This window comes from Pseudomonas sp. RW409 (assembly GCF_003184125.1).
In the GTDB taxonomy this organism is placed as follows: domain Bacteria; phylum Pseudomonadota; class Gammaproteobacteria; order Pseudomonadales; family Pseudomonadaceae; genus Aquipseudomonas; species Aquipseudomonas chlororaphis_I.
The window spans coordinates 1,080,156-1,106,577 of the sequence record NZ_QHHP01000042.1 but is presented as its reverse complement, the minus strand read 5'-3'; the positions used below and the strand labels follow the sequence as shown (position 1 = coordinate 1,106,577).

The window sequence follows — 26,422 nt, the reverse complement described above, 5'->3', positions numbered from 1 at the left end:
AACTCAAGGTCACAAAGCTCACAGTCGCGGTGCCGGCACTTGATCGAGCAGTTGCTTGAGCACCTGCTCCACCGACAGGCCTTCGATATCCAGCTCCGGGGCGATCCGCACGCGATGGCGTAGCACCGCCAGGGCGCAGCCCTTGATGTCGTCCGGAATGACGAACTCGCCGCCGCGCAGCAAGGCCCTGGCCCGCGCCCCACGGACCAGGGCGATCGACGCGCGCGGCCCGGCGCCGAGGGTCAGCCCAGGCCAGCTGCGGGTGGCCCGGGCCAGCCGCACGGCATAGTCGAGGACCTGCTCGTCCAGCGGCAGGTCGCTGGCGATCCGCTGCAGGGCCAGCACGTCCTTGGCCTGCAGCAGGGTACGCAGCGGCTGCACGTCGAGCATGTCGGCCCGGGGCGAGCGGGTGACCTGGCGGACCATGTTCAATTCCTCGTCGCTGTCCGGGTAATCCATGCGCAGCTTGAGCATGAAACGGTCGAGTTCGGACTCCGGCAGCGGGTAGGTGCCTTCCTGTTCGATCGGGTTCTGCGTGGCCAGGACCATGAAGGGCTGGGCGATGGGCAGTGCCCGGCCCTCGAGGGTGACCTGGCGTTCCTGCATGGCTTCGAGCAGGGCGGCCTGGGTCTTGGCCGGCGCGCGGTTGATCTCGTCGGCCAGCAGCAGGTTGGTGAACAAGGGGCCCTTGCGCAGCTTGAACTGCTCAGTCTGCAGGTCGTAGACCGCATGGCCGGTGACATCGCTGGGCATCAGGTCCGGGGTGAACTGGATGCGCGCGAACTCGCCGCCAAAGCAACGGGCCAGGGCGCGCACCAGCAAAGTCTTGCCCAGCCCCGGCACGCCTTCGAGCAGCACATGGCCGCCGGCGATCAGGGCGGTGAGCACGTCGTCGATCACCGCGTCCTGGCCGATCACGACCTTTTGCAGCTCGTGGCGCAGGGCCTGGGCCAACTGGCTGGCGCGCTGGCGTTGCTGGGCGGCATGCGCTTGCGCATGACCGGGCTCGGTGGCGGGAAGCGGTTCGGCGGGGAGGTCGCTCATAGGGCATTCCTGAGAGTTTGCAGGTGGGTGACCAGGCGGCTGAAGTCGGCGCTGGAAAGGCGTTGTGTCGGCTGGGGAGCCAGGGCCTGGCTGATGACGCTGTCCGGTTGCCGGGTGAGGCGGGCCAGTACCTGCCCTTGTTCGGCGGCGGTGAGTCGTTCGAAACCGGGATGCCGATGCTGGGCGCGGCGCAGGATGTCCTGGCGCAGGGCGTGCAGCAGTCCTTGCTGGCCGGTATGGCGCAGCAGGAAGTGGGCGCTGGCTTGCAGGTGCTCGCGCAACTGGCGCCGGGCCCTGGGGGCCGGGGCCTGCATCGGCCCGTGACGAACCCCGACATGCCACAGCCACAGGCCGAGCAGCGCCGCCAGGGCGACCAATGCCTGGGGGAAATACTTCAGCAGCAGGCTCCAGAGGCTGTCGTGATCGGTGTCGAACAGCAGGGTGACGTCGCTGTCGGCGCTCAGGTACCAGAGCAGCCAGGCGTTGTCGTACTTGGCGATGAGTGGGGTCTTCCAGATCTCGGCATCGGTGAGCACGGTAACCGAACCCTTGCCATAGCTCAGTTGCATCATGTGGGTCGCCCGGGCGCTGTTGGCCCAGGACTGGGCGAGGTTGTCCGGGTCTTCCAGGTGGAAGTCGGTATCGAAACCGATGTAGGCCGGCGCGTCTTCGTCTTCCAGGTAGAGCTTGGTCAGTTTCGGGTAAGGCTCTTTGCCGGCGCCGGGCGGCGGGGCTTTGAGGTCCTTGCTGAGAAACTGGCGCAGGTGCAGGCGATCGAGCAGCAGGTCGCCACTGCGTCCGGCCTCTTTGTTCCACAGCGCTTCGGCGACGAACAGCAGGCGCCCGCCGGCCCGGGCCCAGTCCAGCAGGTGCTCGACCTGCTGCGGCGTCATGTTCGAGCGCTCGCCCAGCAGCAACAGGCTGTGCTGTTCCGGCTTGAGGGTCGGCAGCACCTCCAGGCCGTTGGCGTGGTGGACCTGCAAGCCGCGCTGGCGCAGGAACATTTCCGCCGCCAGGTAAGGGTTGGCGCGGGCTTGCGGGGAGGGGCCGTGATCGATGGTTTCCTGATAGGGCCGGGCGTTGAGGTAGAGGTACAGCAGCAAGCCGCCGAGCAGGCCGGCGATCAGCAGCGCGAGCAGCGGCAGCAGGCGCCGGTTCATCGTGGGGCTCCCGGGCCGAACAGGGTCCGCCAGCCATCGCACAGTTCCTGCCTCAACTGCGCGGGAGGCAGGCGATGACCGTAGGCCAGGTTCTGCCAGTGCAGGGTCAGGCTGCTGCTGAACGCCTGGAGCTGGGGCAACTGCAAGGCCTTGACCTGTTCGAGGACCTGGCCCTCGGTGTCCGCCGGTTTCAGCGGCAGGCGAAAGTCATGCAGCAGCCGGCTCAGCAGCGCGCGGTACAACAGCCCGAGGGCTTCGCGTGGCTGCTGTGGCCAGAGCGCTTCGGCTGCGCTGGCGACATCCTCGGGCAAGGCGTCGGGGTTGAGGTCCAGGCCGAACAACTGTTGCGGAGCGGCGCGCGCAGGGATCTTGCCAGGCAGCGCTCGACGGCCGACAAAGGCCCGCAACCACTCGCGATGACGCCACACCAGCAAGGCCAGCGCTCCCAGCAGCAGGGCCCAGAGCAGGATCTCCAGGGCCTTGGCCGCGGCGCCGAAGACGCTGCTGTCGAGCCGATCGATCAGGGCCTTGAGCCAGCCCGGCAGCTCGGATTGTTCAGCGCTTTTCGGGCTGTCTTCGGCGAACCGGTACCGGGTCACGGTCTGCGGGTTCTTGAAGGGTGACTGGTCGAGGATCTGGTCGATGCTGTCTTTCGCGGCCTGGCTGGTCAGCGGTTGCTCCAGCAGGCGCGGGCTGTCGGGGGTGGCGATCGGCTCGGCGGCCCAGGCCTCGGGCGCCAGGGGCAGCAGGCTCAGGCTGCCCAGGACCAGCAGCACGGCGACGCCGCTCAAGCGCTGGCGCAGGCGGCGCAGCACCAACTCGATGTCCCAGGCTTCCAGCAGCGTGCGGCGATTGAGGTAGAGGCTGAAGCCGCAGGCGACGTACACCGGCTCCCAGACAATCAGGATCAGCGCATAAAAGGCGTTGGTCAGGTGTTCGAGCCAGAGCCAGTCCTGCTCGGCGGCGGCGATCAACGTCTGCCAGTCCCAGTCCAGCTCGATCTGCTGCGGCAGCAGCAGATAGAACAGCGCCAGCAGGCCGATCCACAAAACACCTTCCAGGTGCACGCCGATCAGGGTCAGCCAGTGCGCGGCCCCGGCATAACGCTGTTGCAGCACCCGCACCCGTTGCTGGCGCGCCTCGCCGCTCAGGCCCTCGAGCTGCACCACGGGCATGATGAAGCTGCGGCTCAGGCTCAGGCGCCGCCAGGTCAGGCTGGCCAGCAGTTGCGGCTTGAGCAGCCTGGGCCATTGACGCAGGGCCTGGCGCAAGGTCGGGGTTTCGCCGAACAGGGCCTTGGCGAGGATGTACAGCGGCAGCCGTTCGAAGGCCGGCTTGAGCCACCAGAACAGCAGCAGGGCGAGGGTGGGCGAGTCCCAGAGCAGCAGGCTGAGCAGGGCGAATACCGGCAGGGTGATCAGCGCCCAGCTGGTCATCAGCAGGCGCCGGTGGCGCTGGCTCAGCAGCACGCCCAGGTCCATGGCTTCCCAGGTGGTGCGCGGGCGAATCACCACGCTGGCTTCACTCAGGCGCATGACGGCGTCCAGCGAATATCAGGTAGGCCAGGACCAGCAGCCAGCAGGTGCCGCCGACCAGGTATTTGATCCAGAGCGCCGGCCAGGTCAGGGAGGACCAATAGGCTTCGATGAACGCGGCGATCAGCAGGAACAGGATGACCCCGCAGATCAACCGCACGCTGGTGCGCGCGGCCAGCAGCAAGGCTTCGCCGCGGGGCAGGCGCCCGGGGGCGATCAGCGACCAGCCCATTTTCAGCCCCGCCGCGCCGGCCAGGGCGATGGCGCTGAGCTCGAAGGCGCTGTGGCCGACGACAAACGACCAGAAGGTGGCGCCATAGCCGATCTGGGTCAGGTGGCCGGCCACCGCGCCGATGGTCAGGCCGTTGAAGAACAGGAAGAACAGGCTCCCCAGGCCAAACAACAGGCCGCTGGCAAAGGTCTGAAAGGCGATGCCGATGTTGTTCATGATGTAGTAGCCGAACATCATCCAGTCTTCGCCGGCGGCCCGGTTGGCGAGGCGGCCCAGGCGACTGGCGTCCGGATCGTAGAGGCGTTGCATTTCGGCCACCTGTTGCGGGCTGACCACGCTGTAGATCAGTTCGGGCACCAGGTACACCAGCAGGCCGATACCCAGCAGGCTGCCAAAGAACACCAGGCTGGCGGCCAGGACGAAGCGCCACTGTTCGCGCACCAGTTGCGGGAAACCGGCCAGGATGAAGCCCAGGACCCGGGCGCCCAACGGGCTGCGTTGGCGATAGAGCTGCTGATGGCCACGTAGCGCCAACTGCTGCAGCGGGTCGACCAGGAAACTGCTGTAGCCGCGCTCCTGGGCCAGGGCCAGGTGCTGGCACAAACGGCGGTAATCCTCAGGGAAGCGGGCGCAGGTCTCGGGCGTCGCCTGGCCGCGCTCCAGTTGCTCGAGCTGTTCGCGCAGGCGCTGCCACAAGGCTTGATGACGGCTTTCGAACAGGCTCTGTTTCATGTCGGCCCCAGCAGCCCGCGGGCAATACCGTTGAGTTCGGCACTGGCCTGCGCCGGCGTTACATGCAGGGGCTCGGCGAGCAGGGCGGCCAGTTCCTGGACCCGCTGCGCGGACAGTTGCTCCTGGCGTTCGGCGAAGCTGAGGATAGCCCGCTGTTCGGCCAGGCTCAGGGCGAAGGCGGCGGTTTTGGCGGGCACGGCCGGCAAGGTTGGGCGGACCACCGGCTGCTCGCGATAGATCACCAGCGTGCCGGCGGCCAGGTCACCGAGGCGCTTGAAGGTCGGGTGCTGCAAACAGCTGATGGCGCCGAGGAAATAACCGAACGGCAGCATGTCGACAAAACGCAGCAGGTTGCGGGTCAGGGAAGGGCCCCAGCCGATCGGCGTGCCATCGTCCTGCACGACCCGCAGGCCCATCAGTTGCTTGCCGGGCGAGCGGCCCTGGTTCAACACCTCGAACAGCACCATGTACCACCAACTGACCAGAAACAGCAGGATCGAGCCCAGCCCCATGCCGAGCTGTCCGAGAAACCCCAGGACAATAAACAGCACGCCGAGGATCAGGCCGCGAAAGCCCAGGTCGATGGCAAAGGCCAGGGCGCGCGACATCAGCCCCGCCGGCCGCAGCGGCAGGTCGATGCCTTCTGGCGTTTCGACCTGGTAGCGAGTGTCCAGTGGCGGGGGCAATGCTTTCCCTGGCAGTGCTGTCGTCTCGAGCATAGGCAACGTGAGGCTGGCCTGGTGGCGATGAATGACCGCCTGATGCTAGCAGTGTCGGAGGGGCGAACGACATCATTAACTGTCCCGCGTGACGTGCGCCGTTACTCTTGAATTGCAAGAAGGCTGGCCGCGGCCGGTGCCAAGCGCCTAGACTTTGCCGGTCTTTTGCTCAGGAACAGCCCGTGACTTCCATCTTCTGGTACGACTACGAAACCACCGGCATCAACCCGCGCTGCGATCGGCCGTTGCAGGTGGCAGGGATTCGCACCGACTTCGAACTCAACGAGATCGGCGAGCCGGTCAATCTCTATTGTCAGCCCAGCGACGACATCCTGCCCCATCCGGCGGCCTGCATGATCACCGGCATTACCCCGGGCCGGCTGGCCGAGCAGGGGCTGAGCGAAGCCGATTTCATGACCCGGGTGCACGCCCAGCTGGCGGCGCCGGGCACCTGTGGCGCCGGCTATAACACTCTGCGCTTCGACGATGAGATGACCCGCTACAGCCTGTACCGGAATTTCTTCGACCCTTATGCCCGCGAGTGGCAAGGCGGCAACAGCCGCTGGGACCTGATCGATGTGGTGCGCACCGCCTATGCTTTGCGCCCGGAAGGAATCGTCTGGCCACGGGACGAGGAAGGGCGGGTGACCCTGAAGCTGGAGCGCCTGACCGCCGCCAATGGCATCGATCACGGGCATGCCCACGAAGCGCTGTCCGATGTGCGCGCCACCATTGCCTTGGCCAAGTTGATTCGCGACAAGCAGCCGAAGTTGTATGAATGGCTGTTCCAGTTGCGCAGCAAACAGAAGGTCATGGACCAGATTCGCCTGCTGCAACCGCTGGTGCATATTTCCGGACGCTTTTCCGCTGCGCGCAGTTATGTCGGTGTGGTCCTGCCGCTGGCCTGGCACCCGCGCAATCGCAACGCCCTGATTGTCTGCGACCTGCACCTGGACCCGCAGGGATTACTCGACCTGGACGCCGAGACGCTGCGCCAGCGCCTGTATGCCCGCCGCGAAGACCTGGCCGAAGGCGAGTTGCCGGTGCCGTTGAAGCTGATCCATATCAACCGCTGTCCGGTCGTCGCGCCGCTGAATGTATTGCGCGGCGAAGACCAGCAGCGCTTGCAACTGGACATGGCGGAATATAAGGCCCGGGCGCTGCGGCTAAGTGACGCACAAGAAGTTTGGCGGGATAAACTTGCGGCGATTTATGCCAGCGAGGATTTTGCTCCCAGCCTCGATCCCGAGCAGCAGTTGTACGACGGTTTTATCGGCGATCGCGACCGACGCTTATGCGAACAAGTGCGCAATGCCGAGCCGGTTCATTTAGGGCAAGAGCAATGGCCGTTCGATGATGAACGTTTGCCGGAATTATTATTTCGTTATCGCGCCCGTAACTTTCCTGACACCTTGAACGGGGAGGAGCAAGAGCGCTGGAAAACATTCTGTCAGCAGCGCCTGTGCGACCCGCAGTGGGGAGCGCCCAATACCCTGGAAAGTTTCAATCAGGCGGCTGCCGAACTACTGGCGAGTGCTACATCGATTCAGCGTCAGGTGCTGGATGAATGGCAGGATTACAGCCGGTCGCTGGCCCTGCGCTTCGGCCTTTGATTGTTCGGCTTAGAACATTTCGGGTATTTGCCGGAAATAAAAAAACGCCAGCAAGCTGGCGTTTTTTCATAAGGTCGCAAATCCCTCTGTGACGGGCGTACGGCTTAACCCAGCAGGGTTGCCCAGCCTTCGACCACGTCGCCGCCCCACTTGGCTTTCCACTCTTTCAGGGTTTTGTGGTTGCCACCCTTGGTTTCGATGACTTCACCATTGTGCGGGTTCTTGTATTGTTTGACCTTGCGCGCGCGCTTGGTGCCGGTAGTTTTGGCGGCAACACGTGGCGCCTTAACTTTCGAGTCCGGATCCAGCAGCGCGATGATGTCGCGCAGGGACTTGGAGTATTCACCCATCAGGGCGCGCAGTTTGCCTTCGAATTCCAGCTCGGCTTGCAGTTTGTCGTCTTGCGACAGGTTCTTCAAACGGGCTTGCAGCTCTTTGATAGCTTCTTCTGTGGCGCGGTATTCGTTGATCAGGGACATGAGAATTGCCTTATGTTGAGTGCTGAGTGGCAGGTGATAATGGCGTAATAATAGTCAGGCAGTTTGCCCAAGTAAACAATAAAGCCGGCTTTTATTTAATTTGATTAGAGTGTTTAGCAAAGAAGCTGAGTGATGAGTTAAATGTTGTGAGCGAGTCCGCAGGAATATTTCCCAAAGAGTTATGGGACTATTTCCAAGTGTGACTGATTTCCCGCTCGCATCGGGCATGAGCCCTACAGGTGGCTCAGAGGAATCGGATTCCGACATCACGAATACTGCAGTTTTGTCGCGCAATCGCTAGAATGGCGGCCTTTGCGAAGTTCTGGAGTTTCCCCCTCATGCGCACTTTTCGGTTGGTGATTTCTTGCCCGGACCGCGTTGGCATCGTTGCCAAAGTCAGTAACTTTCTGGCGTCCCACAACGGCTGGATCACCGAAGCCAGTCACCACTCGGATGACCTGAGCGGCTGGTTCTTCATGCGTCACGAAATACGTGCCGACTCTTTGCCGTTCGGCCTTGAAGCCTTCCGTGAAGCCTTCGCGCCGATTGCCGAAGAATTCTCGATGGACTGGCGTATCACCGATACCGCGCAAAAGAAGCGCGTGGTGTTGATGGCCAGCCGCGAGTCCCATTGCCTGGCTGACCTGCTGCACCGCTGGCACAGCGACGAACTCGACTGCGAAATCTCCTGTGTGATTTCCAACCACGACGACTTGCGCAGCATGGTCGAGTGGCATGGCATTCCTTATTACCACGTACCGGTCAACCCGCAGGACAAGGAGCCGGCGTTCGCCGAGGTCTCGCGCCTGGTCAAGCAGCACGACGCCGAAGTGGTGGTGCTGGCGCGCTACATGCAAATCCTGCCGCCGGAACTGTGCAGCGAATACGCGCACAAGGTGATCAACATCCACCACAGCTTCCTGCCGTCGTTCGTCGGCGCCAAGCCTTACCACCAGGCTTCCCTGCGTGGTGTGAAGCTGATCGGCGCGACCTGCCACTACGTGACCGAAGAGCTGGACGCCGGCCCGATCATCGAGCAGGACGTGGTCCGTGTCAGCCACAGCGACAGCATCGAAGACATGGTGCGTTTCGGCCGTGACGTCGAGAAGATGGTCCTGGCCCGCGGCCTGCGCTACCACCTGGAAGACCGCGTGCTGGTGCACGGCAACAAGACTGTAGTGTTCTAATCGAGAGTATTCTGATCGAGAGTGCTCTGATCAAAAAATGCTCTGATCGAATTCGCCGGGCCCGGGCATCCAAGCTCCAGACCCGGCGATTTTTGATGAGGATCGGCCGATGAGTGATCCACTGGATAAAGCCACATCCAAGGCACCCGCCACCCTCGGCGAGGGCTGCCTGAGTCGCTACGACCCGGACGACATGAGCGCCGAGGACGGTACCGAGTTTCCCGGCGCCGCCGAGTTGTGGCAGCAGTTGCAGCAGGATGCCCCGGATACAGACCCGCCTAAGCCTGCTTGAGCTTCATCAGGGTGCGCAGCAAGGGGCGCCCGACCATCAGCAGGAATACCGGCCCGCCGGCCAGCAGATAGAAATAATAGGTAACGGCCCGCCAGATCAGGATGGCCGCGGCCGCCGTCGTTTTCCCCACCATGGGCGCCAGCAGCGCCGCCGATGTCAGCTCCGCCGCTCCCGCGCCGCCGGGCAGCAGGCTGAATTGCTCTGCGCTCAGGGCGAGCATCTGGATCAGAAAGGTCCAGGCCCATTGCAGGTCCACCCCCAGCCCGCGCAACGCCAGGTACAGCACGCTGTAGCGCAGCGCCCAATGCAGGCAGGTCAGGGCAAAGACTCCTGTCAGGGTCTGCCAGGGCAGTTTCAGGCTGTCGCCGAAGGCCTTGAGGAAGTGCAGCCACTTGCGCGCCAGGCGTCGACGGGTAGCGGGGCGAACCTTGAAGGGCGCCAGTAGATGGCCGCTGAGCAGGATCAGGCGACGGTGGTAGCGGGCTATCGCCAGGCAGATGCATAACCCGCCGAACAGCGAAAGGCTGCTGAGGATCAGCAGCCATTCCAGGCGCTGGCTGAGGTTCTGGAACAGCGCGTAGAACAGGATCCCCAGCAGCGCGCAGAGGAAAAACAGCAGGTCGCTCAACTGATCCATGGCAAACACCGCGCTGCCGCGGGCCGGGCGCACACCATTGCGCGCCAGCAGGGCCATCAGCGTCAGGGGGCCGCCACTGCCGCCGGGCGTGGCGCAGATGGCGAACTCGGTGGACATCACCACCGCGAGGCTCTTCCAGCGTCCCAGCTGGCCGCGGTGTCGGCCCAGCAGCAGGCTCAGGCGCAGCGAATTGATGACCCAGCACAGCAGGATCATGCTCAGCATGCCGAGCAGCAACGGCAGGGAAAAACGCTGGACCCGCCCCCACAGTTCGCCGCCGCCCAGCAGCAGCGGCACCAGGATCGCCACCAGCAAGGCCATGGCCAGCCAGATCGCCCGGCTCATGGGGTACCGCGCGCCCTTGGCGGCTGGGTGTCGAGCCAGTCGGCCTTGGTCAGCGGCTTTCGTCCTTGTTCCAGCAGGCGCTCGAGGGTGTCCAGCCAGTACTGGCGCGAGTCGGGGTAACGCATGTCCACCGGGTGCAGGCCGAGGCGAATCACCGGTGCCTGCCGCCAGCGTCGTTCACGTTGCAGGCTGACCAGCCGGGAGGCTTTTCGGCGCCAGGCGCTGCGGGCACTCCACACCAGGCCGGGGGCGGCGATCGGCGAGAAGTCCGGCAGCCGGTACAGCTGTTGCGGGCCGCTGGTGTAGCGCAGAGGCAGTTGGCGCAGGGCCTGGCGTGTGCCCGGGCTCATCAGCCAGGCGGGGGCGACAAACCCCTGCAGGGGCCAGTTATAGCGCTGGAACAGTTCCAGGCCAGCATGCAGGCGTGCCAGGGCAGCATTTTCCGAGAGGCTGTAGAACTCGCCCTCATGGGTGTACACGCGGCGCATGAACCCGTCATACGGGGTACGCGGTGGCGGACCCTCATCGCAATGGAAGTAACCGTGCAGCACCAGTTCGTCGCCCCGTTCCAGGCGCGCGCTGAGCAGCCGGCGAAACCCGGGGTGAGCATCGAGCGGGTTGTGTCGGTGAAAATCCGGTACCACCAGCCAGGTCATCGGCACGTTGCCCATGGCGTCGACGGCTTCGACGAAGGGTTGGTAGTCGATCCAGGTCTGTGGCGCGACATCGTGCAAGACCAGCAGCACGCTGGGCACACCGGCGGACTCAACCATGGGCCAGCATCGGCTGCTGGGTGCCGAGTACGGCGCGGTAGTGCTCCAGCAGGCTGGCGACCACCGTATCCCAGGCGTAGTAGCGTTCGACATGGCGGCGCGCCCGTTGGCCTCGCTCGGCACAGCCTTGGGCGAACAATTCCTGTACGGCCTGGGCCATCGCCAGCGGATTGTTTGGCGCGCACAGCAGGCCACCTTCCGCGGTGACGATTTCCTGAAAGGCCCCGGCGGCCACCGCGACCACGGGAATGCCACTGGCCATGGCTTCCAGGATCACCAGGCCAAAGGTTTCCTGATCCCCGGCATGTACCAGGGCGTCGGCGCTGGCCATCAGGCGGGCGACCTGAGGGGCCGGGCAGAACTGGTCGATCACCGTGACATTCTCCGGCACCGCGGTCGGCATGGCCGAGCCCACCAGCAGCAGGTGGTAGCGCTTGTCCAGGCGCTGCATACAGTTGAGCAGCACCGGCAGGTTCTTTTCCTTGGAGCCACGGCCGGCAAAGATCAGCAGGCGGCTGTCTTCGGCAATCCCCAGTGCGGCGCGCAGGCCAGGGTCGCGGTGGCTCGGGTGGAAGGTCTGCAGGTCCACGCCCAGGGGTTGCACATAGACGTTGCGCACGCCCAGGCCGATCAGTTTGTCGGCCATGACCTGGCTGGGGGCCAGGACCCGGTCGAAATTGCCGTACAGCTTGCGCACATAGGCCTCGACATTCGGGGTGAACCAGGGGCCCATGCGGTTGCTGACCAGCAGCGGCAGGTCCGAGTGATAAAAGCCGATCACAGGTACATCCAGCTGGCGGCGGGCATCCAGGGCCGCCCAGGCGGTGAGGTAGGGGTCGCCGACTTCGATCAGGTCCGGTTGCAGGTCATGGAGCACATTGCGCCAGGGCCCCAGGCGCAGGGGAAAACGGTAGCCCTTGCCAAAGGGCAGGGCGGGAGCGGGGACTTTATAGATGCCGTCGCGTTCGCTGAAGTGAGCCCCGGGGATCAGCAAACTGTGGCGGATTCCTGGTTGGCGTCCCAGGCGACGATGCTTGGCGTCCAGATAAGTGCGCACGCCACCGCTGGCAGGGGCGTAGAACATGGTTATGTCAGCGATATGCACGATGATCATCCCTCCGATCCGGTGTTCTCCTTAGGGTTGACCCTTATCAAGGATAGATGTTCGGTCGGGATGCCGTGGCGGTTGGCGACGCGTCTGGATGAACGGCTTGCTGTGGATCCAGGGGCGATTGTTGCCAGCCGATGCCTGGGTTTTGCCCAGGCATCGGCTGGCGGAAGGGTCAGATACGGAAGCTGCCGACCAGTTGCTTCAGGCGGGCGGCCTGCTGCTCGAGGTCGGAACAGGCACGCAGGGTCGACTGCAGGTTTTCCACCCCTTCCTGGTTCAGGGTGTTGATTTCGGTGATGTCCATGTTGATCGACTCCACCACCGAGGTCTGTTCCTCGGTCGCGGTGGCGACCGACTGGTTCATGCCGTCGATCTCGCCAATGCGCTGGGTCACGCTGTTCAGGCGTTCGCCGGCCTGGTTGGCGATCTCCACGCTGTCCTGGCTGTGGCGCTGGCTGTTGCTCATGGTGCTGACCGACTCGCGGGCACCAACCTGCAGCTCCTCGATCATGGTCTGCACCTGTTGCGCCGATTCCTGGGTGCGATGGGCCAGGTTGCGCACTTCATCGGCGACCACGGCGAAACCGCGTCCGGCCTCGCCCGCCCGCGCCGCTTCGATGGCGGCGTTGAGGGCCAGCAAGTTGGTCTGCTGGGAGATGCTGGTGATGACTTCGAGGATCTGCCCGATGTTCACCGTCTTGCTGTTGAGGGTTTCGATGTTGCTGCTGGAGGCGCTGATCATGTCCGACAGCTGGTTCATCGCCAGGATGCTGCGGTCCACCACCTGCTGGCCGTCCTCGGCCAGGCTGCGCGCATCGCTGGCCTGCTGCGAAGCCTGGGCGGCGTTGCGGGCGATTTCCTGGGCGGCGGCGCCGAGCTGATTGATCGCCGCGGCCACGCTGTTGGTGCGGCTGGCCTGCTCGTCGGAGTTGAGCATCGACGAATTGGAGGCGCTGACCACCCGCAGGGCGACTTCGTTGACGTGCTCGGTGGCCGACGACACTTCGCGGATCGAACCGTGGATGCGCTCCACGAAGCGGTTGAACGCGGTGCCGAGGATGCCGAATTCATCCTGGTTCTGGATGGTCAGGCGACGGGTCAGGTCGCCTTCGCCGTCGGCGATGTCCTGCATGGCGCGGGTCATGACGTGCAGGGGCTGCATCAGCACCCGGATCAGCATGCCCAGCAGGGCGATGATGATGGCCACGGCGATGATAGTGGCAATGATGGCGGAGGCGCGGAACTCGCTGAGCATCGAGAACGCCTTGTCCTTGTCCACGGACAGGCCGATGTACCAATTCACCGACGGCAGGCCCTTGATCGGGGTGAAGGTGACGATGCGGGTCTTGCCCTCGACTTCGATTTCGCTGAAGTCGCCACTGATGCGTGGGGTGTTCTGCGGATAGGCCTCGCTCAGGCTCTTCATCACCAGCGCCTTGTCCGGGTGCACCAGGATCTTGCCGTCGGCGCTGACCAGGAAGGCATAGCCCATGCCGTCGAAATCCAGGGCATTGAGGGTTTCGACCAGGGTCTGCAGGCTCAGGTCGCCACCCACCACGCCGATGCTCTGCCCGGCATGACGCGAGGCGGTGGCGACGGAAATGATCAGCTGGCCGGTGGCGGCATCTATATAGGGTTCGGTGAGGGTCGAGCCGCTGCTGCTTTCGGCGCCCTTGTACCAGGGGCGAACCCGGGGATCGAAACCGTCGGGCATCTTCGCATCCGGGCGGATGGTGAAGCTGCCGCTGGCATCGCCCAGGTAGGAGGCCATGAAGGTCGAGGTCAAGGCCTTCTGTTCGAGCAGGCTGGCGACCTTGGTCGATTGCGGGTCGATTGCCAGGTTCTGCGCCAGGTTTTCGATCAACAGGATGCGCCCGGTGAGCCAGGTCTGGATGTTGCTCGCGGTCACATCGCCCATTTCATGCAGGTAATTGTCCAGGTCTTCGCGGATCGCGTTGCGCTGTAAATAATCGTTGTACAGCGTAAAGGAGGCGAAGGCGGCAATAACGATGAGGGCGGCGGCAAGCAGGATTTTATGGCTGAAGCGCAGGTTTTTGTTCATGGCTTGTGGTGTCCGCTAGGTCTTAATGTCACGAGCGTGCTCTTATAAAAGCGCGCAAAATGGGCGGGGTTGAAAGTAAGTTGATATTTCCACCTCTCCTTGGGGAATTATCTGGCCTATTTTTCAGTCTTTTCTGATCTATCGGCCGGTCAAGGCTAAAGATTAACCATGGGTGACAAAATGCCGGATTCATCGCAACTCGTTATCGGTGCCGATCTCGCGGGGCAACCGATTGCCCAGGCCATGCGCCTGGCAAATCGTCACGGGCTGGTGGCAGGCGCTACCGGGACAGGGAAAACCGTCACCTTGCAACGGCTGGCAGAAACTTTCAGCGATGCCGGTGTCGCGGTGTTCGCCGCGGACATCAAGGGTGACCTGTGTGGCCTGGGCGCCGCGGGCAATCCCCAGGGCAAGGTTGCCGAACGTATTGCCGGGATGCCGTGGCTGAACCACAAGCCCCAGGCTTATCCGGTCACGTTGTGGGACATTCACGGGCAGTCCGGGCACCCGCTGCGGACCACCCTGAGCGAAATGGGCCCGCTGCTGCTGGGCAGCCTGCTGGAACTGACCGACAGCCAGCAATCGGCGTTGTATGCGGCATTCAAGGTGGCTGACCGCGAAGGCCTGTTGCTGCTCGACCTGAAAGACCTCAAGGCGTTGCTCAACCACCTCAAGGACAACCCGCAGCTGCTGGGGGATGACGCGGCGCTGATGACCACCGGCTCCAGCCAGGCCCTGTTGCGGCGGCTGGCCACCCTGGAGCAGCAGGGCGCCGAAGCCCTGTTCGGCGAGCCGGCCCTGCAACTGGAAGACATCCTGCAGCCGGCCAGTGACGGGCGCGGGCGGATTCACCTGCTCGACGCCAGCCGCCTGGTGCACGAGGCGCCCAAGGTCTATGCGACCTTCCTGTTGTGGCTGCTGGCCGAGCTGTTCGAGCAACTGCCGGAGCGCGGCGATGCGGAAAAGCCGCTGCTGGCGCTGTTTTTCGACGAAGCCCACCTGTTGTTCGCCGGCACGCCCAAGGCGTTGCAGGAGCGGCTGGAGCAGGTGGTACGGCTGATTCGCTCCAAAGGCGTGGGCGTGTACTTCGTCACCCAGTCGCCAGGCGACTTACCGGACGACGTGCTGGCGCAACTGGGGCTGCGCGTCCAGCACGGCTTGCGGGCATTCACCGCCAAGGAACAGAAATCCTTGCGCGCCGTGGCGGACGGCTTCCGGCCGAACCCGGCGTTCGATGCCCTGTCGGTGCTCACCGAGCTGGGGATTGGCGAGGCGCTGGTCGGTACCCTGCAGGAAAAAGGTACGCCGGAGATGGTCCAGCGAGTGCTGGTGGCACCGCCGCAGTCGCGCATCGGGCCGTTGACCGAGGCCGAGCGTGCGGCGCTGATCAACAGTTCGCCGTTGGTCGGCCGTTATGACAAGCCGGTCGACCGCGAGTCGGCCTATGAAGTGCTGATGGGACGCAAGGGCCTGGCACCGGAGGCCGAGGTTGCGCCAGGCAAACCGGCCGCCGAGGAGCCGAGCTTTACCGATCGGGCTGGCGAGTTCCTCGGTACCGCCGCCGGTCAGGCCCTGAAGTCCGCCATGCGCCAGGCCGCCAATCAATTGGGGCGGCAGCTGGTGCGTGGGCTGATGGGGTCTCTGCTGGGTGGCAGCAAGCGCCGCTGATCGGCGGTTGGCCAGTTACGTCCGTGATTTGGCGTGGCTGGCCAGGCGCTCCAGGGCGGCGCGCAGGTTGGGATCGGTGATGCCGTCGGCAGTGGCCTGAATGGTCTCGGCGGCGTTGCTCGACAGGTCCATGGTGTGCCCGGTCGCACCGCGTTGCACGGTGGGAGGCTGCACTTTGAACAGGATTCGCGTCAGATTGTTGAACTCATTGAACTCCAAAAGCTGACGTTGCAGGCGTTTTTGCTGATAACGCAGGCGCGTCGCCCAATGGCCGTCGGTGACGATCAGCAGCAGGCTGCCTTCGCGCCAGGAGGCAACATGGCAGTGCTCGCGCGCGGCCGGTTGCAGCTGGCTTTCCAGCAGGCGCTGCAAGTGCGCCAGGCGCTGGGCGTGGCCGAGTATGGCTTTGAGAGGCTTGGCTTCGCGAAGGAGTACGGCGGGTGCTCTGGCCGTAAGAGGGCGAAATGCCATGATCAGACACCTGAAGTTACAGAGCCGCCATGGTAGCAGAAAGCGCCGGCCTGACCTCGTTCATCGCTGCGGCGAGGCTTTATCCATTAAATCAATGGTTAACTTCGTATTCGTCCGGGTTGAAACTGGCGTAAAAGGCCTTATTGTAAGTGGGCCCCGTCACAGCGCTGTACCAGCATCGTGGAATAACGCCACTTTCCTCACCATCGTTTCCGGGTAGAATACTCGTTCGCATGCGGCCATGAGGGCTGCACGGGCGACTCACGGGGCCGCCCTCCATCCCTATGTGTGGAAGATCCTGCCGATATGTTTGCGCCTTTGTTAAAGAAACTTTTTGGAAGCAAGAACGAGCGTGAAGTCAAACGCATGCTCAAGACGGTACAGATCGTCAATGCCTTCGAAGAGCAAATGGTGGCCCTTTCGGACGATCAGTTGCGCGCCAAGACTGCAGAGTTCAAGGCCCGCATAGCCAAAGGTGAATCCCTCGACAAACTGCTTCCCGAAGCCTTTGCGGTCGCCCGCGAAGCCGGCAAGCGGGTCATGGGTATGCGCCACTTCGACGTACAGTTGATCGGCGGCATGACCTTGCATGAAGGCAAGATCGCCGAAATGCGTACCGGTGAAGGCAAGACCCTGGTGGCAACACTGGGCGTTTACCTCAACGCGCTGTCCGGCAAGGGCGTGCACGTGGTTACGGTGAACGACTATCTGGCCCGCCGCGACGCCAACTGGATGCGCCCGCTCTATGAATTCCTCGGCCTGACGGTCGGCGTGGTCACGCCGTTCCAGCCGCCGGAAGAGAAGCGCGCTGCCTACGCCGCCGACATCACCTACGGCACCAACAACGAATTCGGTTTCGACTACCTGCGCGACAACATGGCTTTCAGCATGGAAGACAAGTTCCAGCGCGAGCTCAATTTTGCCGTGATCGACGAAGTCGACTCGATCCTGATCGACGAGGCCCGTACCCCGCTGATCATCTCCGGCCAGGCCGAAGACAGCTCCAAGCTCTACACCGAGATCAACAAGCTGATCCCGCGCCTTGAGCAGCACATCGAGGAAGTGGAAGGCGAGGTGACCAAGGCCGGTCACTTCACCGTCGACGAGAAGACCCGTCAGGTCGAACTCAACGAAGCCGGTCACCAGTTCATCGAAGAGATGCTGACCCAGGTCGGCCTGCTGGCGGAAGGCGAGAGCCTGTACTCGGCGCACAACCTGGGCCTGCTGACCCACGTGTATGCCGGACTGCGCGCGCACAAGCTGTTCAACCGCAACGTCGAGTACATCGTCCAGGATGGCCAGGTGGTCCTGGTGGACGAGCACACCGGTCGTACCATGCCGGGTCGCCGTCTGTCCGAAGGCCTGCACCAGGCCATCGAAGCCAAGGAAAACCTCAACATCCAGGCCGAGAGCCAGACCCTGGCGTCGACCACCTTCCAGAACTACTTCCGTCTGTACACCAAGCTGTCCGGCATGACCGGTACCGCGGACACCGAAGCCTTCGAGTTCCATCAGATCTACGGTCTGCAGGTGATGGTCATCCCGCCGAACAAGCCGCTGGCGCGCAAAGACTACAACGATCTGGTGTTCCTGACCGCGGACGAGAAATATGCCGCGATCATCAACGACATCAAGGAATGCATGACCCAGGGCCGTCCGGTTCTGGTGGGCACCGCGACCATCGAAACTTCCGAGCACATGTCCAACCTGCTCCAGAAGGAAGGCATCGAACACAAGGTCCTGAACGCCAAGTTCCACGAAAAAGAAGCGGAAATCATTGCCCAGGCCGGCCGTCCGGGTGCCCTGACCATCGCCACCAACATGGCCGGTCGCGGTACCGACATCCTGTTGGGCGGTAACTGGGAAGTCGAAGTCGCCTCCCTGGAAAACCCGACTCCTGAGCAGATTGCCCAGATCAAGGCCGACTGGCAGAAGCGTCACCAGCAGGTGCTGGAATCCGGCGGCCTGCAGGTGATCGCGTCCGAGCGTCACGAATCGCGCCGAATCGACAACCAGCTGCGTGGTCGCGCCGGTCGTCAGGGCGACGCCGGTTCCAGCCGTTTCTACCTGTCCCTGGAAGACAGCCTGATGCGCATCTTCGCCTCCGACCGGGTGAAGAACTTCATGAAGGCCCTGGGCATGCAGTCCGGCGAAGCGATCGAGCACCGCATGGTGACCAACGCGATCGAAAAGGCCCAGCGCAAGGTAGAAGGCCGCAACTTCGACATTCGCAAGCAACTGCTCGAGTTCGACGACGTCAACAACGAACAGCGTAAAGTGATCTATCACATGCGTAACACGTTGCTGGCCGCGGACAACATCGGCGAAACCATCTCCGACTTCCGCCAGGACGTGCTCAACGCCACCGTCAGCGCGCACATCCCTCCACAATCGCTGCCTGAGCAGTGGGACGTGGCCGGTCTGGAAGCGGCGTTGCAGAGCGACTTCGGTGTGACCCTGCCGATCCAGCAATGGCTCGACGAAGACGATCACCTGTACGAAGAAACCCTGCGCGAGAAACTGCTGAACGAGCTGGTGGCGGCGTACAACGAGAAAGAAGACCAGGCCGGTGCCGAAGCACTGCGCACCTTCGAGAAGCAAATCGTTCTGCGCGTCCTGGACGACCTGTGGAAAGACCATCTGTCGACCATGGATCACCTGCGCCACGGTATTCACCTGCGTGGTTATGCGCAGAAGAACCCGAAACAGGAATACAAGCGCGAGTCCTTCACCCTGTTCTCCGAACTGCTGGATTCCATCAAGCGCGACTCGATCCGTGTGCTGTCGCACGTTCAGGTTCGCCGCGAGGATCCGGTCGAGGAAGAGGCGCGCCTGCGCCAGGAAGCCGAGGCACTGGCTCAGCGCATGCAGTTCGAGCACGCCGAAGCTCCGGGCCTTGAGCAGCCGGAAGCGCTGGAAGAGGGCGTCGATGTCGACGTGGCCCTGGCCTCCGCTCCGGTACGCAACGAGCAGAAACTGGGTCGCAACGAACTGTGCTACTGCGGTTCGGGCAAGAAGTACAAACACTGTCACGGCCAGATCAACTAAGATTTTCGCCAGACACTGAAATACCCGCGCCGCGACCGGCATCAGCCGTCGCGGCGTTTTTCCATTCGCCGCACTGCCTTTCGCGATGGCAGTGCACACATCAGGTTAAAGAGGAGCGCATTCATGGCTGTTGGTCTTGGTCCTTTGCCAACGTTGCACCCGGTTGCCGGTTTTGAACTCGGTATCGCTTCGGCGGGCATCAAGCGCCCGGGGCGCAAGGATGTTGTGGTCATGCGCTGCGCCGAGGGTTCCACAGTGGCCGGTGTGTTCACCTTGAACGCGTTCTGCGCCGCTCCGGTGATCCTGGCCAAGCAGCGTGTGCAAGGCCCTGTGCGTTACCTGCTGACCAACACCGGCAACGCCAACGCCGGTACCGGCGAGCCAGGCCTGGCCGCCGCGACCCGCACCTGCGCCAAGCTGGCCGAGCTGACGGGCGTCGACGCCAGCGCCGTACTGCCGTATTCCACCGGGGTCATCGGCGAGCCACTGCCGGTCGAGAAGATCGAAGGCGCGCTGCAGGCCGCGCTGGACGACCTGTCCGTGGACAACTGGGCCGCCGCGGCCACTGGCATCATGACCACCGACACTCTGCCCAAGGGGGCCAGCCGCCAGTTCCAGCACGACGGCGTGACCATCACTGTCACTGGTATCAGCAAGGGCGCGGGCATGATTCGTCCGAACATGGCGACCATGCTCGGCTACATCGCCACCGATGCCAAAGTGTCCCGTGAAGTGCTGCAGAACCTGTTGCTGGACGGCGCCAACAAGTCGTTCAACCGCATCACCATCGACGGCGATACCTCCACCAACGACTGCTGCATGCTGATCGCCACTGGCCAGGCAGGCTTGCCGGAAATCACCGAAGCCAGCGGCCCGCTGTTCGCCGCGCTGAAGCAGGCGGTATTCGAAGTGTGCATGGAAGTGGCCCAGGCCATCGTGCGTGACGGCGAAGGGGCGACCAAGTTCGTCACGGTCGAAGTCAACGGCGGCGGCAATCACCAGGAGTGCCTGGATGTCGGCTACACCGTGGCCCACTCGCCGTTGATCAAGACCGCGCTGTTCGCGTCCGACCCGAACTGGGGGCGTATCCTGGCCGCTGTCGGTCGTGCCGGCGTGCCGGACCTGGATGTGAGCAAGATCGACGTTTTCCTCGGCGAAGTCTGTATCGCCAGCCGTGGCGCGCGCGCCGCCAGCTACACCGAAGCCCAGGGCGCGGCGGTGATGCAGCAGGAAGAAATCACCATCCGCATCGAGCTGGGACGCGGTGATTGCAGCGAAACCATCTGGACCACCGACCTGTCCCACGAGTACGTGAAAATCAACGCGGAATACCGTACCTGATACACCGCTACTCGCTTCTACATGGACGCGACGCATCACGTGTAGGAGCGAGCCTGCTCGCGATGGAGGCCCATGGCCTCCATCTCCTCTGAAAGGTGCCCGACATGAATCTTCACCTGATCATCGGCGACAAACTCTATTCCTCCTGGTCGCTGCGCGCCGCCCTGGCGCTTGAGCTGGCCGGCGCGACTTACACCGAAGAACTGATCAAGCTGAACCAGCCCGATACCCGCGAGCGGATTCTCAAGCATTCGCCGACCGGCAAAGTCCCGTTGCTGAAGACCGAACACGGCACCATCGCCGATTCCCTGGCGATTGCCGAATACCTGGTCGAGCGTTTCCCCGAAGCCGAGCTCTGGCCGCGCGATGTGGCCGCCCGTGCCCAGGCCCGCTCGGCCTGTGCGCAGATGCACAGCGGTTTCTTCGGCCTGCGCGGCAACCTGCCGTTCGACCTGAGCCGCGATGCTGCGCTGTCGCCCATGCCACCCGAAGCCCAGGCCGATATCGAGCGGATGCTGGCCTTGTGGGCCGAGTGTCGCGCGGCCGCGACCGAGCCAGGACCTTTCCTGTTTGGCCGGGTCAGCCTGGCGGACGCCTTTTTTGCGCCGATCGCCGTGCGCCTGCGCACCTATCGGGTGGCGCTGCCGGCTGTCGATGCAGCCTATGTTGAAACGATCTATCAATGGCCAGCCTTCAAGGCGTGGCAGAAAGCCGGTTTAGAGGAAGTAGTGCGGTGAAACGAGTACATGTGGCGGCGGCCGTTATCCGTGATACCGACGGCAGGATCCTGATTGCCCGACGTGCCGATACCCAGCATCAGGGCGGCCTCTGGGAGTTTCCCGGCGGCAAGGTCGAAGCGGACGAGGCGGTGGAAGCGGCGCTGACCCGTGAGCTGCAGGAAGAGCTGGGCATTCTGGTGTCCCAGGCGCGACCATTGATCAAGGTGCAGCATGACTACCCGGACAAGCAGGTGTTGCTGGATGTCTGGGAAGTTTCCGCCTTTACCGGCGAGCCCCATGGCGCCGAGGGCCAGCCTTTGGCCTGGGTCACGGCCCGCGAGCTGGAGAACTACGAGTTCCCGGCGGCCAACCAGCCGATCGTGGCGGCGGCGCGCTTGCCGAGCGAATACCTGATCACCCCGGAAGGGTTGGAAACGCCGGCGCTGTTGCGGGGCATGCAGAAAGCCATTGCCGGTGGCGGCAGGTTGATCCAGCTACGTGCACCCAATGGCTACGACCCGCAATACCGCGACCTGGCGGTGGATGCGGTTGGCCTGTGCGCGGGCAAGGCGCAATTGATGCTCAAGGGGCCGTTCGAATGGCTGGGGGATTTCCCCTCGGCGGGCTGGCATATCACCTCGGCGCAGCTGCGCAAATATGCCAGCGCCGGGCGTCCCTTTGGCAAGGAGCGCTGGCTGGCGGCGTCCTGCCATGACGCTGAAGAGCTGTCCTTGGCGCAGCAGATGGATGTGGACTTCGTGACGCTGTCGCCGGTCCAGCCGACCCAGACCCACCCTGATGCGCAGCCGCTGGGTTGGGAGCAGGCCGCCCGACTGATCAGCGGTTTCAACAAACCGGTGTACCTGCTGGGCGGCGTCGGTCCGGACCAGCGCGAGCAGGCCTGGCAGGCCGGGGCGCAAGGGGTGGCGGGGATTCGCGCGTTCTGGCCCTGATGCCAGTCACCGGCCGGTTCGCTCCTGCATAAGCTGCAGGAGCGGGCTTGCTGGTGATCAGAGAGGGTAAAGGCGCCTGCTATTCGGGTTTCGCCGCCGCCTGCCAGAGAATCTCGGCGATCCCCTGGCGCTTGGCAATCAGGCGCGCCGCCACGAACAGCAAGTCGGACAGGCGATTGATGTAGGCCAGGCCGACCCCCTCCAGCGGTTCCACGGCATTCAAGTGCTGGCAACGTCGCTCGGTACTGCGCGCCAGGCTGCGGCAAACATGAGCCTGGGCGATCAAGGCCGAACCGCCCGGCAAAATGAAATTCTCCAGCGGCCCCAACTCTTCGTTCCAGGTATCGATAGCTGCTTCCAGGCGTTCGACTTCCGTGGCATTCAGTGCCTGATACACCGGCATGGCTAACTCACCACCCAGGTCGAAGAGGCGGTGCTGGCAGGGCGCCAGGACATCGATCAATTCCTGCAAACCCGGATGCTCGGTGCGCTGTTCAATCAGCCCGGCCAGGAGCAACCCGAGCTGGCTGTTCAGCGTATCGACTTCGCCGATGGCTTCGACCCGCGGATGGTCCTTGGGAACCCGGCGCCCGTCACCCAGCCCGGTTTCGCCTTTGTCGCCGGTGCGGGTGTAAATCTTCGACAAGCGAAAGCCCATGCTTACCTCTCCAGTGGGGGATGTTCCAGTGGTGGCGGCTGACTGCCCGCCAGTGGCAAACGCAAGGTGAAGCATGTGCCCTGGCCCTGCGTCGACTGCACTTCCATCTGGCCTTTGTGATTGTTGGTGATGATGAAGTACGAAACCGACAGCCCAAGGCCGGTGCCCTGGCCGATTTCCTTGGTGGTGAAGAACGGCTCGAAGGTCCGTTTGCGCACGTTTTCGCTCATGCCGATGCCGTTGTCCTCGACCTGGATTTCCGCCCAGGGCGGGTTCAGCCGAGTACGCAGGATAATGCGCCCGGGTTCGCTGTCGTCTACCCGCTGGTGAATGGCCTGGGCGGCGTTTTTCAGCAGGTTGAGCAGGACCTGTTCCAGTTCGTTGGCGGTACCGGGCACCGGCCCCAGTTGCGGGTCGAACTGGCGGATGATGGCCTGGCCCTTGAAGTCGAAGCCTATGGCCAGGTCGAAGTCGTTGCCGGCAATTTCCACGGCCTGGTCGATCAGTGCCGGCAGGTCACAAGGCGCCATCTGCCGGTTGCTGCGCCGGCTGAAGCTGAGCATATGGGTCACGATCTTCGCCGCCCGGGCGCCGGCCTGCTGGATGCCGTCGAGCAGTTGCGGCACTTCGCGGCTCTGCAGGTAATGGTTGACGGTTTCCAGTTCGATGCCCAACTGCTCGGCATGCTCCAGGTTCTTCGGCAGCTCGGGTGACAGGCGCCGACGAATGTTCTGCACGTTGTGCAGGATCGCTCCCAGCGGGTTGTTGATTTCATGGGCCATGCCGGCGGCCAACCCTCCCACGGAGAGCATTTTTTCCGACTGCACCATCATTTCTTCCAGGGACAGGCGCTGGGTGATGTCGTCGATCCGGATCACCACGCCGCGCCCGGCACCGCCCATCAGCGGGTAGAAGGTAAGGGCGTAATGCCGGGCCTCGTCGTCCTTGACCCAGGTGACCCGCTCGACCTTGGTGACCGTATGCTGCTCTACGGTTTCCTTGAGTTGCGGCAGGAACGGCTTGAGCGGTTCGAAGGCGAGGAAGATCGGCTGGTTCAGCGCTTCGTCCAGGCGCGTGCCGGAGAGGGCGCTGGCTTCCTGGTTCCATTGGGTGACATAGAGCTGCTCGTCCAGGGCGATCAGGGCCGAGGGCATCGAGTCGATGATGCTGTTGAGGTAGTTCTGGAAGCCGGTGAGTTTCTTTTCGATCTTGCTGCGCACCTGGACTTCCAGTTCCAGCTTGCGGTTGGTGTGGCGGGTTTCTTCGGCCAGTCCCTGGGCCTGGTCATAGGCCGCCTGGGAGTCGTCGCGGGCGCGCTTGAGTTGCTGCTCTCGCGCCTCGATGCGCGACAGCATGGTGTTGAAGGCCTCGGCCAGGCTGCCGATCTCATCGCGGTTGCCGCGGGCGGCGCGCAGGGAATAGTTTTCCTCGCGTGTCACTTGTCGGGACAGTTCTTCCAGCTGGTGGATGGGTTGGGTGATCAGCCGCTTGATCTGCCGGGCAATGATCAACCACAGCAGCACACTGAAGATCAGGATACCCAGGCTCGCGGTCAGGGTGCCGGTGTAGAAGGCCATCGGCAGTTCACTGCTGGCCACCAGCAACAGATGGCCGGGGGGCTGGCCGGCGCGGGGCAGGGTGATGATCTGGTTGCTGCGAAATTCGGTCAGTTGCCAGGCTTCGATATGCCGATAGCGCTCCGGCAGGCTCAGGCGTTCGCCATGTTGCAACTGGGCCAGGCGCGTGCCCTTGCCGTCATAGATCGCTGCGGCGCGCAGGGGGGAGTAGCTGTTGAGTTCGTTGAGTAGCTTCTCGGCGTTTTGTGGCGAATCCAGCGCCTGCGCGGCCAGGGTTGGGTTGGATACCAGCCTTCCGATGGTCTGCAAGGCTTGCGGGGCCATGCTTTCCTGGGAGATCCAGTAGGCGGCGCTGATGAAGGTCAGGTTGGCGACCAGCAGTACGGTAATCAGCAGGACGAGCAAGGCGGCCAGCAGTTTTTGGCCGACCGGCAGGTTTTCAAGGCGCTGGCGCAATGGCATCGGGGACGTCGCTAGAGAGGAACACGTGGGCAGCGTAGCCGCTGCTCAGTCGCTGGGCAATCCGCGCTGTTGCAGGTGTTCCACCAATAGCCGACGCAGGCGGCTGAGGTTGGGCAGGTGCAACTGGTGCCTGGCGGCAACGTCGCAGGCATGCCCCAATAAATAGCTGATTTCGGTCCTGCGTCGGCTGGCGACGTCCTGGTACATGGAGGAGTAGTTGGCGGCGGTCGCCTGGATCACCCGCTCCACTTCCTGCTGCAGGTTTTCGGCCGCGGTGGGCTGGCCGCAACGTTCCAGCAGTTCGCTCAACTCGACGCACAGCATCGCCACTTCGCAATGATGCTGCAGCAGGCCGCCGTTGCGGCAGTCATGCAGGACCGTCAGGGGATTGATCGCGCAGTTGAGCGCCAGCTTGCGCCAGAGGCGGGTCAGGATGTCCGCGCTCCATTCATGGGGGATGCCGCTGGCGCTCAGGTCGTCGAGCCAGAAGGGCGCGGTGGGGTGGCTGGCGTCCCCCAGCCAGGTGTAGCCATGACCGGCGAACACCACGCGCCAGTCGCCGTCGCGAAAGGCGCCTTCGGTGCTCGAGGCATAAATGCAGCGGGCCTGCGGCACCTGGGCGGCCACGGCGTCCTGGCTGCCCAGGCCGTTCTGCAGCAGGATCAGTTCGGCATCGGGCGCCAGGCGCGCGACCAACTGGCTGACGGCCTGTTGCGCGTCATAGGCCTTGCAGGCCACCAGCAGGCGGGTAATGGGTTCAGGGTTGTCGACGGTCTCGCCGGGAATGGCATGAAAACTGGCCTGCCCTTGTTCCACCAGCGTCAGCCCACCCGCGGCCTGGTAAGCCTGCAGGCGAGCCTGGTCGCGCAGGATCAGGCGTACCGGCAAGCCGGCCCGGGCCAGGCGTGTTGCCCAGAGGGTGCCGAGGCTGCCCGTGCCCAGAATGTGCCAGGTAGTCGACATCAGCGTGGTGCTCGGTTTGGCAGGCGCATGCGCGGCTCGCAGTGAAGGAGGGGAAAGACCCGTTATAATGAGCCCGGATTTTAACCGCAAACCGGGCGTGCTCCATCTTTATCGAGCTGCGCCCCTTTTTTATTGGAGAAATTACATGCCGTCGTTCGACGTGGTATCCGAACTGGACAAACACGAAGTCACCAACGCCGTGGAAAACGCCGTCAAGGAGTTGGACCGCCGCTATGACTTGAAGGGCAAGGGCAGTTTCGAGTTCAAGGAAAAGGAACTCACCGTCAACCTCACCGCTGAAGCTGAATTCCAGCTGGAAGCGATGATCGAGATCCTCAAGCTGGCCCTGGTCAAGCGCAAGATCGATGTGCAGTGCCTTGAGGTCAAGGACGCTTACGCTTCGGGCAAGGTGATGAAGCAGGAAGCGACCCTCAAGGAAGGCATCGACAAAGAGCTGGCGAAAAAGATCGTTGCCCATATCAAGGACGCCAAGCTGAAGGTCCAGGCTGCGATCCAGGGCGAGCAGGTACGGGTGACCGGCAAGAAGCGCGACGATCTGCAGGAAGCCATCGCCGCCCTGCGCGCGAAAGAGTTCGGCATGCCGCTGCAGTTCAACAACTTCCGCGACTGATCGGATTTTT

Annotated in this window: 23 protein-coding genes and 1 pseudogene; 9 read left to right on the top strand and 15 right to left on the bottom strand. The window is 63.4% G+C overall.

Going from position 1 to position 26,422, the window contains the following annotated elements:
* Nucleotides 1–18: 18 nt before the first annotated feature.
* The 5 genes from DK261_RS32130 to DK261_RS32110 are packed head-to-tail and all read right to left on the bottom strand — an operon-like array spanning nt 19 to nt 5,422.
* Complete coding sequence (locus DK261_RS32130) at nt 19–1,044, bottom strand: MoxR family ATPase (protein ID WP_103331432.1); 1,026 nt, start codon at nt 1,042–1,044, stop codon at nt 19–21.
* Complete coding sequence (locus tag DK261_RS32125) at nt 1,041–2,204, bottom strand: DUF4350 domain-containing protein (protein WP_009050494.1); 1,164 nt, start codon at nt 2,202–2,204, stop codon at nt 1,041–1,043. Before DK261_RS32125 ends, DK261_RS32130 begins: the two co-directional genes overlap by 4 nt.
* A complete protein-coding gene (locus DK261_RS32120) occupies nt 2,201–3,739 on the bottom strand; it encodes a DUF4129 domain-containing protein (RefSeq protein WP_028683249.1) in 1,539 nt (512 codons plus the stop codon). Before DK261_RS32120 ends, DK261_RS32125 begins: the two co-directional genes overlap by 4 nt.
* Nucleotides 3,726–4,703, bottom strand: coding sequence for a stage II sporulation protein M (locus DK261_RS32115; RefSeq protein WP_009050492.1), 978 nt, complete (start codon nt 4,701–4,703; stop codon nt 3,726–3,728). The genes DK261_RS32120 and DK261_RS32115 overlap by 14 nt, the downstream gene beginning before the upstream one ends.
* Nucleotides 4,700–5,422 (bottom strand): RDD family protein, encoded by a 723-nt coding sequence (locus tag DK261_RS32110; RefSeq protein ID WP_009050491.1) that lies wholly within the window; start codon nt 5,420–5,422, stop codon nt 4,700–4,702. The genes DK261_RS32115 and DK261_RS32110 overlap by 4 nt, the downstream gene beginning before the upstream one ends.
* A gap of 182 nt (nt 5,423–5,604) precedes the next feature.
* Between DK261_RS32110 and sbcB the strand changes: the two genes are divergently transcribed.
* On the top strand, nt 5,605–7,035 hold the full coding sequence (sbcB, locus tag DK261_RS32105) for an exodeoxyribonuclease I (protein WP_110177443.1): 1,431 nt from the start codon (nt 5,605–5,607) through the stop codon (nt 7,033–7,035).
* 104 nt (nt 7,036–7,139) lie between these two features.
* On the opposite strand, the gene mvaT is transcribed toward sbcB, so the two are convergent.
* Nucleotides 7,140–7,514, bottom strand: coding sequence for a histone-like nucleoid-structuring protein MvaT (gene mvaT / locus DK261_RS32100; RefSeq protein WP_007931174.1), 375 nt, complete (start codon nt 7,512–7,514; stop codon nt 7,140–7,142).
* Between the two features lie 338 nt (nt 7,515–7,852).
* Between mvaT and purU the strand changes: the two genes are divergently transcribed.
* Nucleotides 7,853–8,701, top strand: a complete 849-nt coding sequence (gene purU, locus DK261_RS32095) for a formyltetrahydrofolate deformylase (RefSeq protein WP_007931173.1) — start codon at nt 7,853–7,855, stop codon at nt 8,699–8,701.
* Between the two features lie 109 nt (nt 8,702–8,810).
* The gene (locus DK261_RS32090) at nt 8,811–8,993 is read left to right on the top strand and encodes a hypothetical protein (protein WP_016703378.1); all 183 of its coding nucleotides are present in this window, start codon (nt 8,811–8,813) and stop codon (nt 8,991–8,993) included.
* On the opposite strand, the gene DK261_RS32085 is transcribed toward DK261_RS32090, so the two are convergent.
* From DK261_RS32085 to DK261_RS34025, 5 genes and pseudogenes are all read right to left on the bottom strand, one after another.
* Nucleotides 8,980–9,975 (bottom strand): lysylphosphatidylglycerol synthase transmembrane domain-containing protein, encoded by a 996-nt coding sequence (locus tag DK261_RS32085; RefSeq protein WP_110177441.1) that lies wholly within the window; start codon nt 9,973–9,975, stop codon nt 8,980–8,982. The genes DK261_RS32090 and DK261_RS32085 overlap by 14 nt on opposite strands.
* Nucleotides 9,972–10,748 (bottom strand): DUF2334 domain-containing protein, encoded by a 777-nt coding sequence (locus DK261_RS32080; protein WP_028683246.1) that lies wholly within the window; start codon nt 10,746–10,748, stop codon nt 9,972–9,974. Before DK261_RS32080 ends, DK261_RS32085 begins: the two co-directional genes overlap by 4 nt.
* On the bottom strand, nt 10,741–11,862 hold the full coding sequence (locus DK261_RS32075; RefSeq protein ID WP_110177439.1) for a glycosyltransferase family 1 protein: 1,122 nt from the start codon (nt 11,860–11,862) through the stop codon (nt 10,741–10,743). Before DK261_RS32075 ends, DK261_RS32080 begins: the two co-directional genes overlap by 8 nt.
* 169 nt (nt 11,863–12,031) lie before the next feature.
* Complete coding sequence (locus DK261_RS34030) at nt 12,032–12,796, bottom strand: methyl-accepting chemotaxis protein (RefSeq protein WP_371920946.1); 765 nt, start codon at nt 12,794–12,796, stop codon at nt 12,032–12,034.
* A gap of 93 nt (nt 12,797–12,889) precedes the next feature.
* Nucleotides 12,890–13,921 (bottom strand): annotated as a pseudogene (locus tag DK261_RS34025) (cache domain-containing protein); the annotation flags it as partial.
* 180 nt (nt 13,922–14,101) lie between these two features.
* Here DK261_RS34025 and DK261_RS32065 point away from each other — a divergent pair.
* Nucleotides 14,102–15,589 (top strand): helicase HerA-like domain-containing protein, encoded by a 1,488-nt coding sequence (locus DK261_RS32065; protein WP_009050484.1) that lies wholly within the window; start codon nt 14,102–14,104, stop codon nt 15,587–15,589.
* Between the two features lie 15 nt (nt 15,590–15,604).
* Here DK261_RS32065 and DK261_RS32060 read toward each other — a convergent pair whose 3' ends face one another.
* On the bottom strand, nt 15,605–16,060 hold the full coding sequence (locus DK261_RS32060; RefSeq protein ID WP_009050483.1) for a DUF721 domain-containing protein: 456 nt from the start codon (nt 16,058–16,060) through the stop codon (nt 15,605–15,607).
* Nucleotides 16,061–16,366: 306 nt separating this feature from the next.
* Between DK261_RS32060 and secA the strand changes: the two genes are divergently transcribed.
* From secA to DK261_RS32040, 4 genes are all read left to right on the top strand, one after another.
* Nucleotides 16,367–19,108: a preprotein translocase subunit SecA gene (gene secA / locus DK261_RS32055; RefSeq protein ID WP_110177437.1), complete on the top strand. Its 2,742-nt coding sequence runs from the start codon at nt 16,367–16,369 to the stop codon at nt 19,106–19,108.
* A gap of 123 nt (nt 19,109–19,231) precedes the next feature.
* On the top strand, nt 19,232–20,449 hold the full coding sequence (argJ, locus tag DK261_RS32050) for a bifunctional glutamate N-acetyltransferase/amino-acid acetyltransferase ArgJ (protein ID WP_028683243.1): 1,218 nt from the start codon (nt 19,232–19,234) through the stop codon (nt 20,447–20,449).
* Between the two features lie 104 nt (nt 20,450–20,553).
* Entirely contained in the window at nt 20,554–21,186 is a 633-nt protein-coding gene (locus DK261_RS32045) for a glutathione S-transferase (RefSeq protein ID WP_028683242.1), read from the top strand.
* The gene (locus tag DK261_RS32040; protein WP_110177435.1) at nt 21,183–22,121 is read left to right on the top strand and encodes a Nudix family hydrolase; all 939 of its coding nucleotides are present in this window, start codon (nt 21,183–21,185) and stop codon (nt 22,119–22,121) included. The genes DK261_RS32045 and DK261_RS32040 overlap by 4 nt, the downstream gene beginning before the upstream one ends.
* A gap of 79 nt (nt 22,122–22,200) precedes the next feature.
* Here the strand turns inward: DK261_RS32040 and DK261_RS32035 are convergent, their stop codons facing one another.
* Genes DK261_RS32035 through DK261_RS32025 form a run of 3 tightly spaced genes read right to left on the bottom strand, consistent with a single transcriptional unit; the run spans nt 22,201 to nt 25,781 of the window.
* Complete coding sequence (locus tag DK261_RS32035; RefSeq protein ID WP_009050478.1) at nt 22,201–22,779, bottom strand: cob(I)yrinic acid a,c-diamide adenosyltransferase; 579 nt, start codon at nt 22,777–22,779, stop codon at nt 22,201–22,203.
* A 2-nt stretch (nt 22,780–22,781) separates the two neighbouring features.
* Complete coding sequence (locus DK261_RS32030) at nt 22,782–24,818, bottom strand: ATP-binding protein (protein ID WP_009050477.1); 2,037 nt, start codon at nt 24,816–24,818, stop codon at nt 22,782–22,784.
* A gap of 45 nt (nt 24,819–24,863) precedes the next feature.
* Entirely contained in the window at nt 24,864–25,781 is a 918-nt protein-coding gene (locus DK261_RS32025) for a putative 2-dehydropantoate 2-reductase (protein ID WP_110177433.1), read from the bottom strand.
* A gap of 145 nt (nt 25,782–25,926) precedes the next feature.
* On the opposite strand from DK261_RS32025, the gene DK261_RS32020 reads away from it, so the two are divergent.
* Nucleotides 25,927–26,412, top strand: a complete 486-nt coding sequence (locus DK261_RS32020) for a YajQ family cyclic di-GMP-binding protein (RefSeq protein WP_007931144.1) — start codon at nt 25,927–25,929, stop codon at nt 26,410–26,412.
* Nucleotides 26,413–26,422 lie beyond the last annotated feature (10 nt).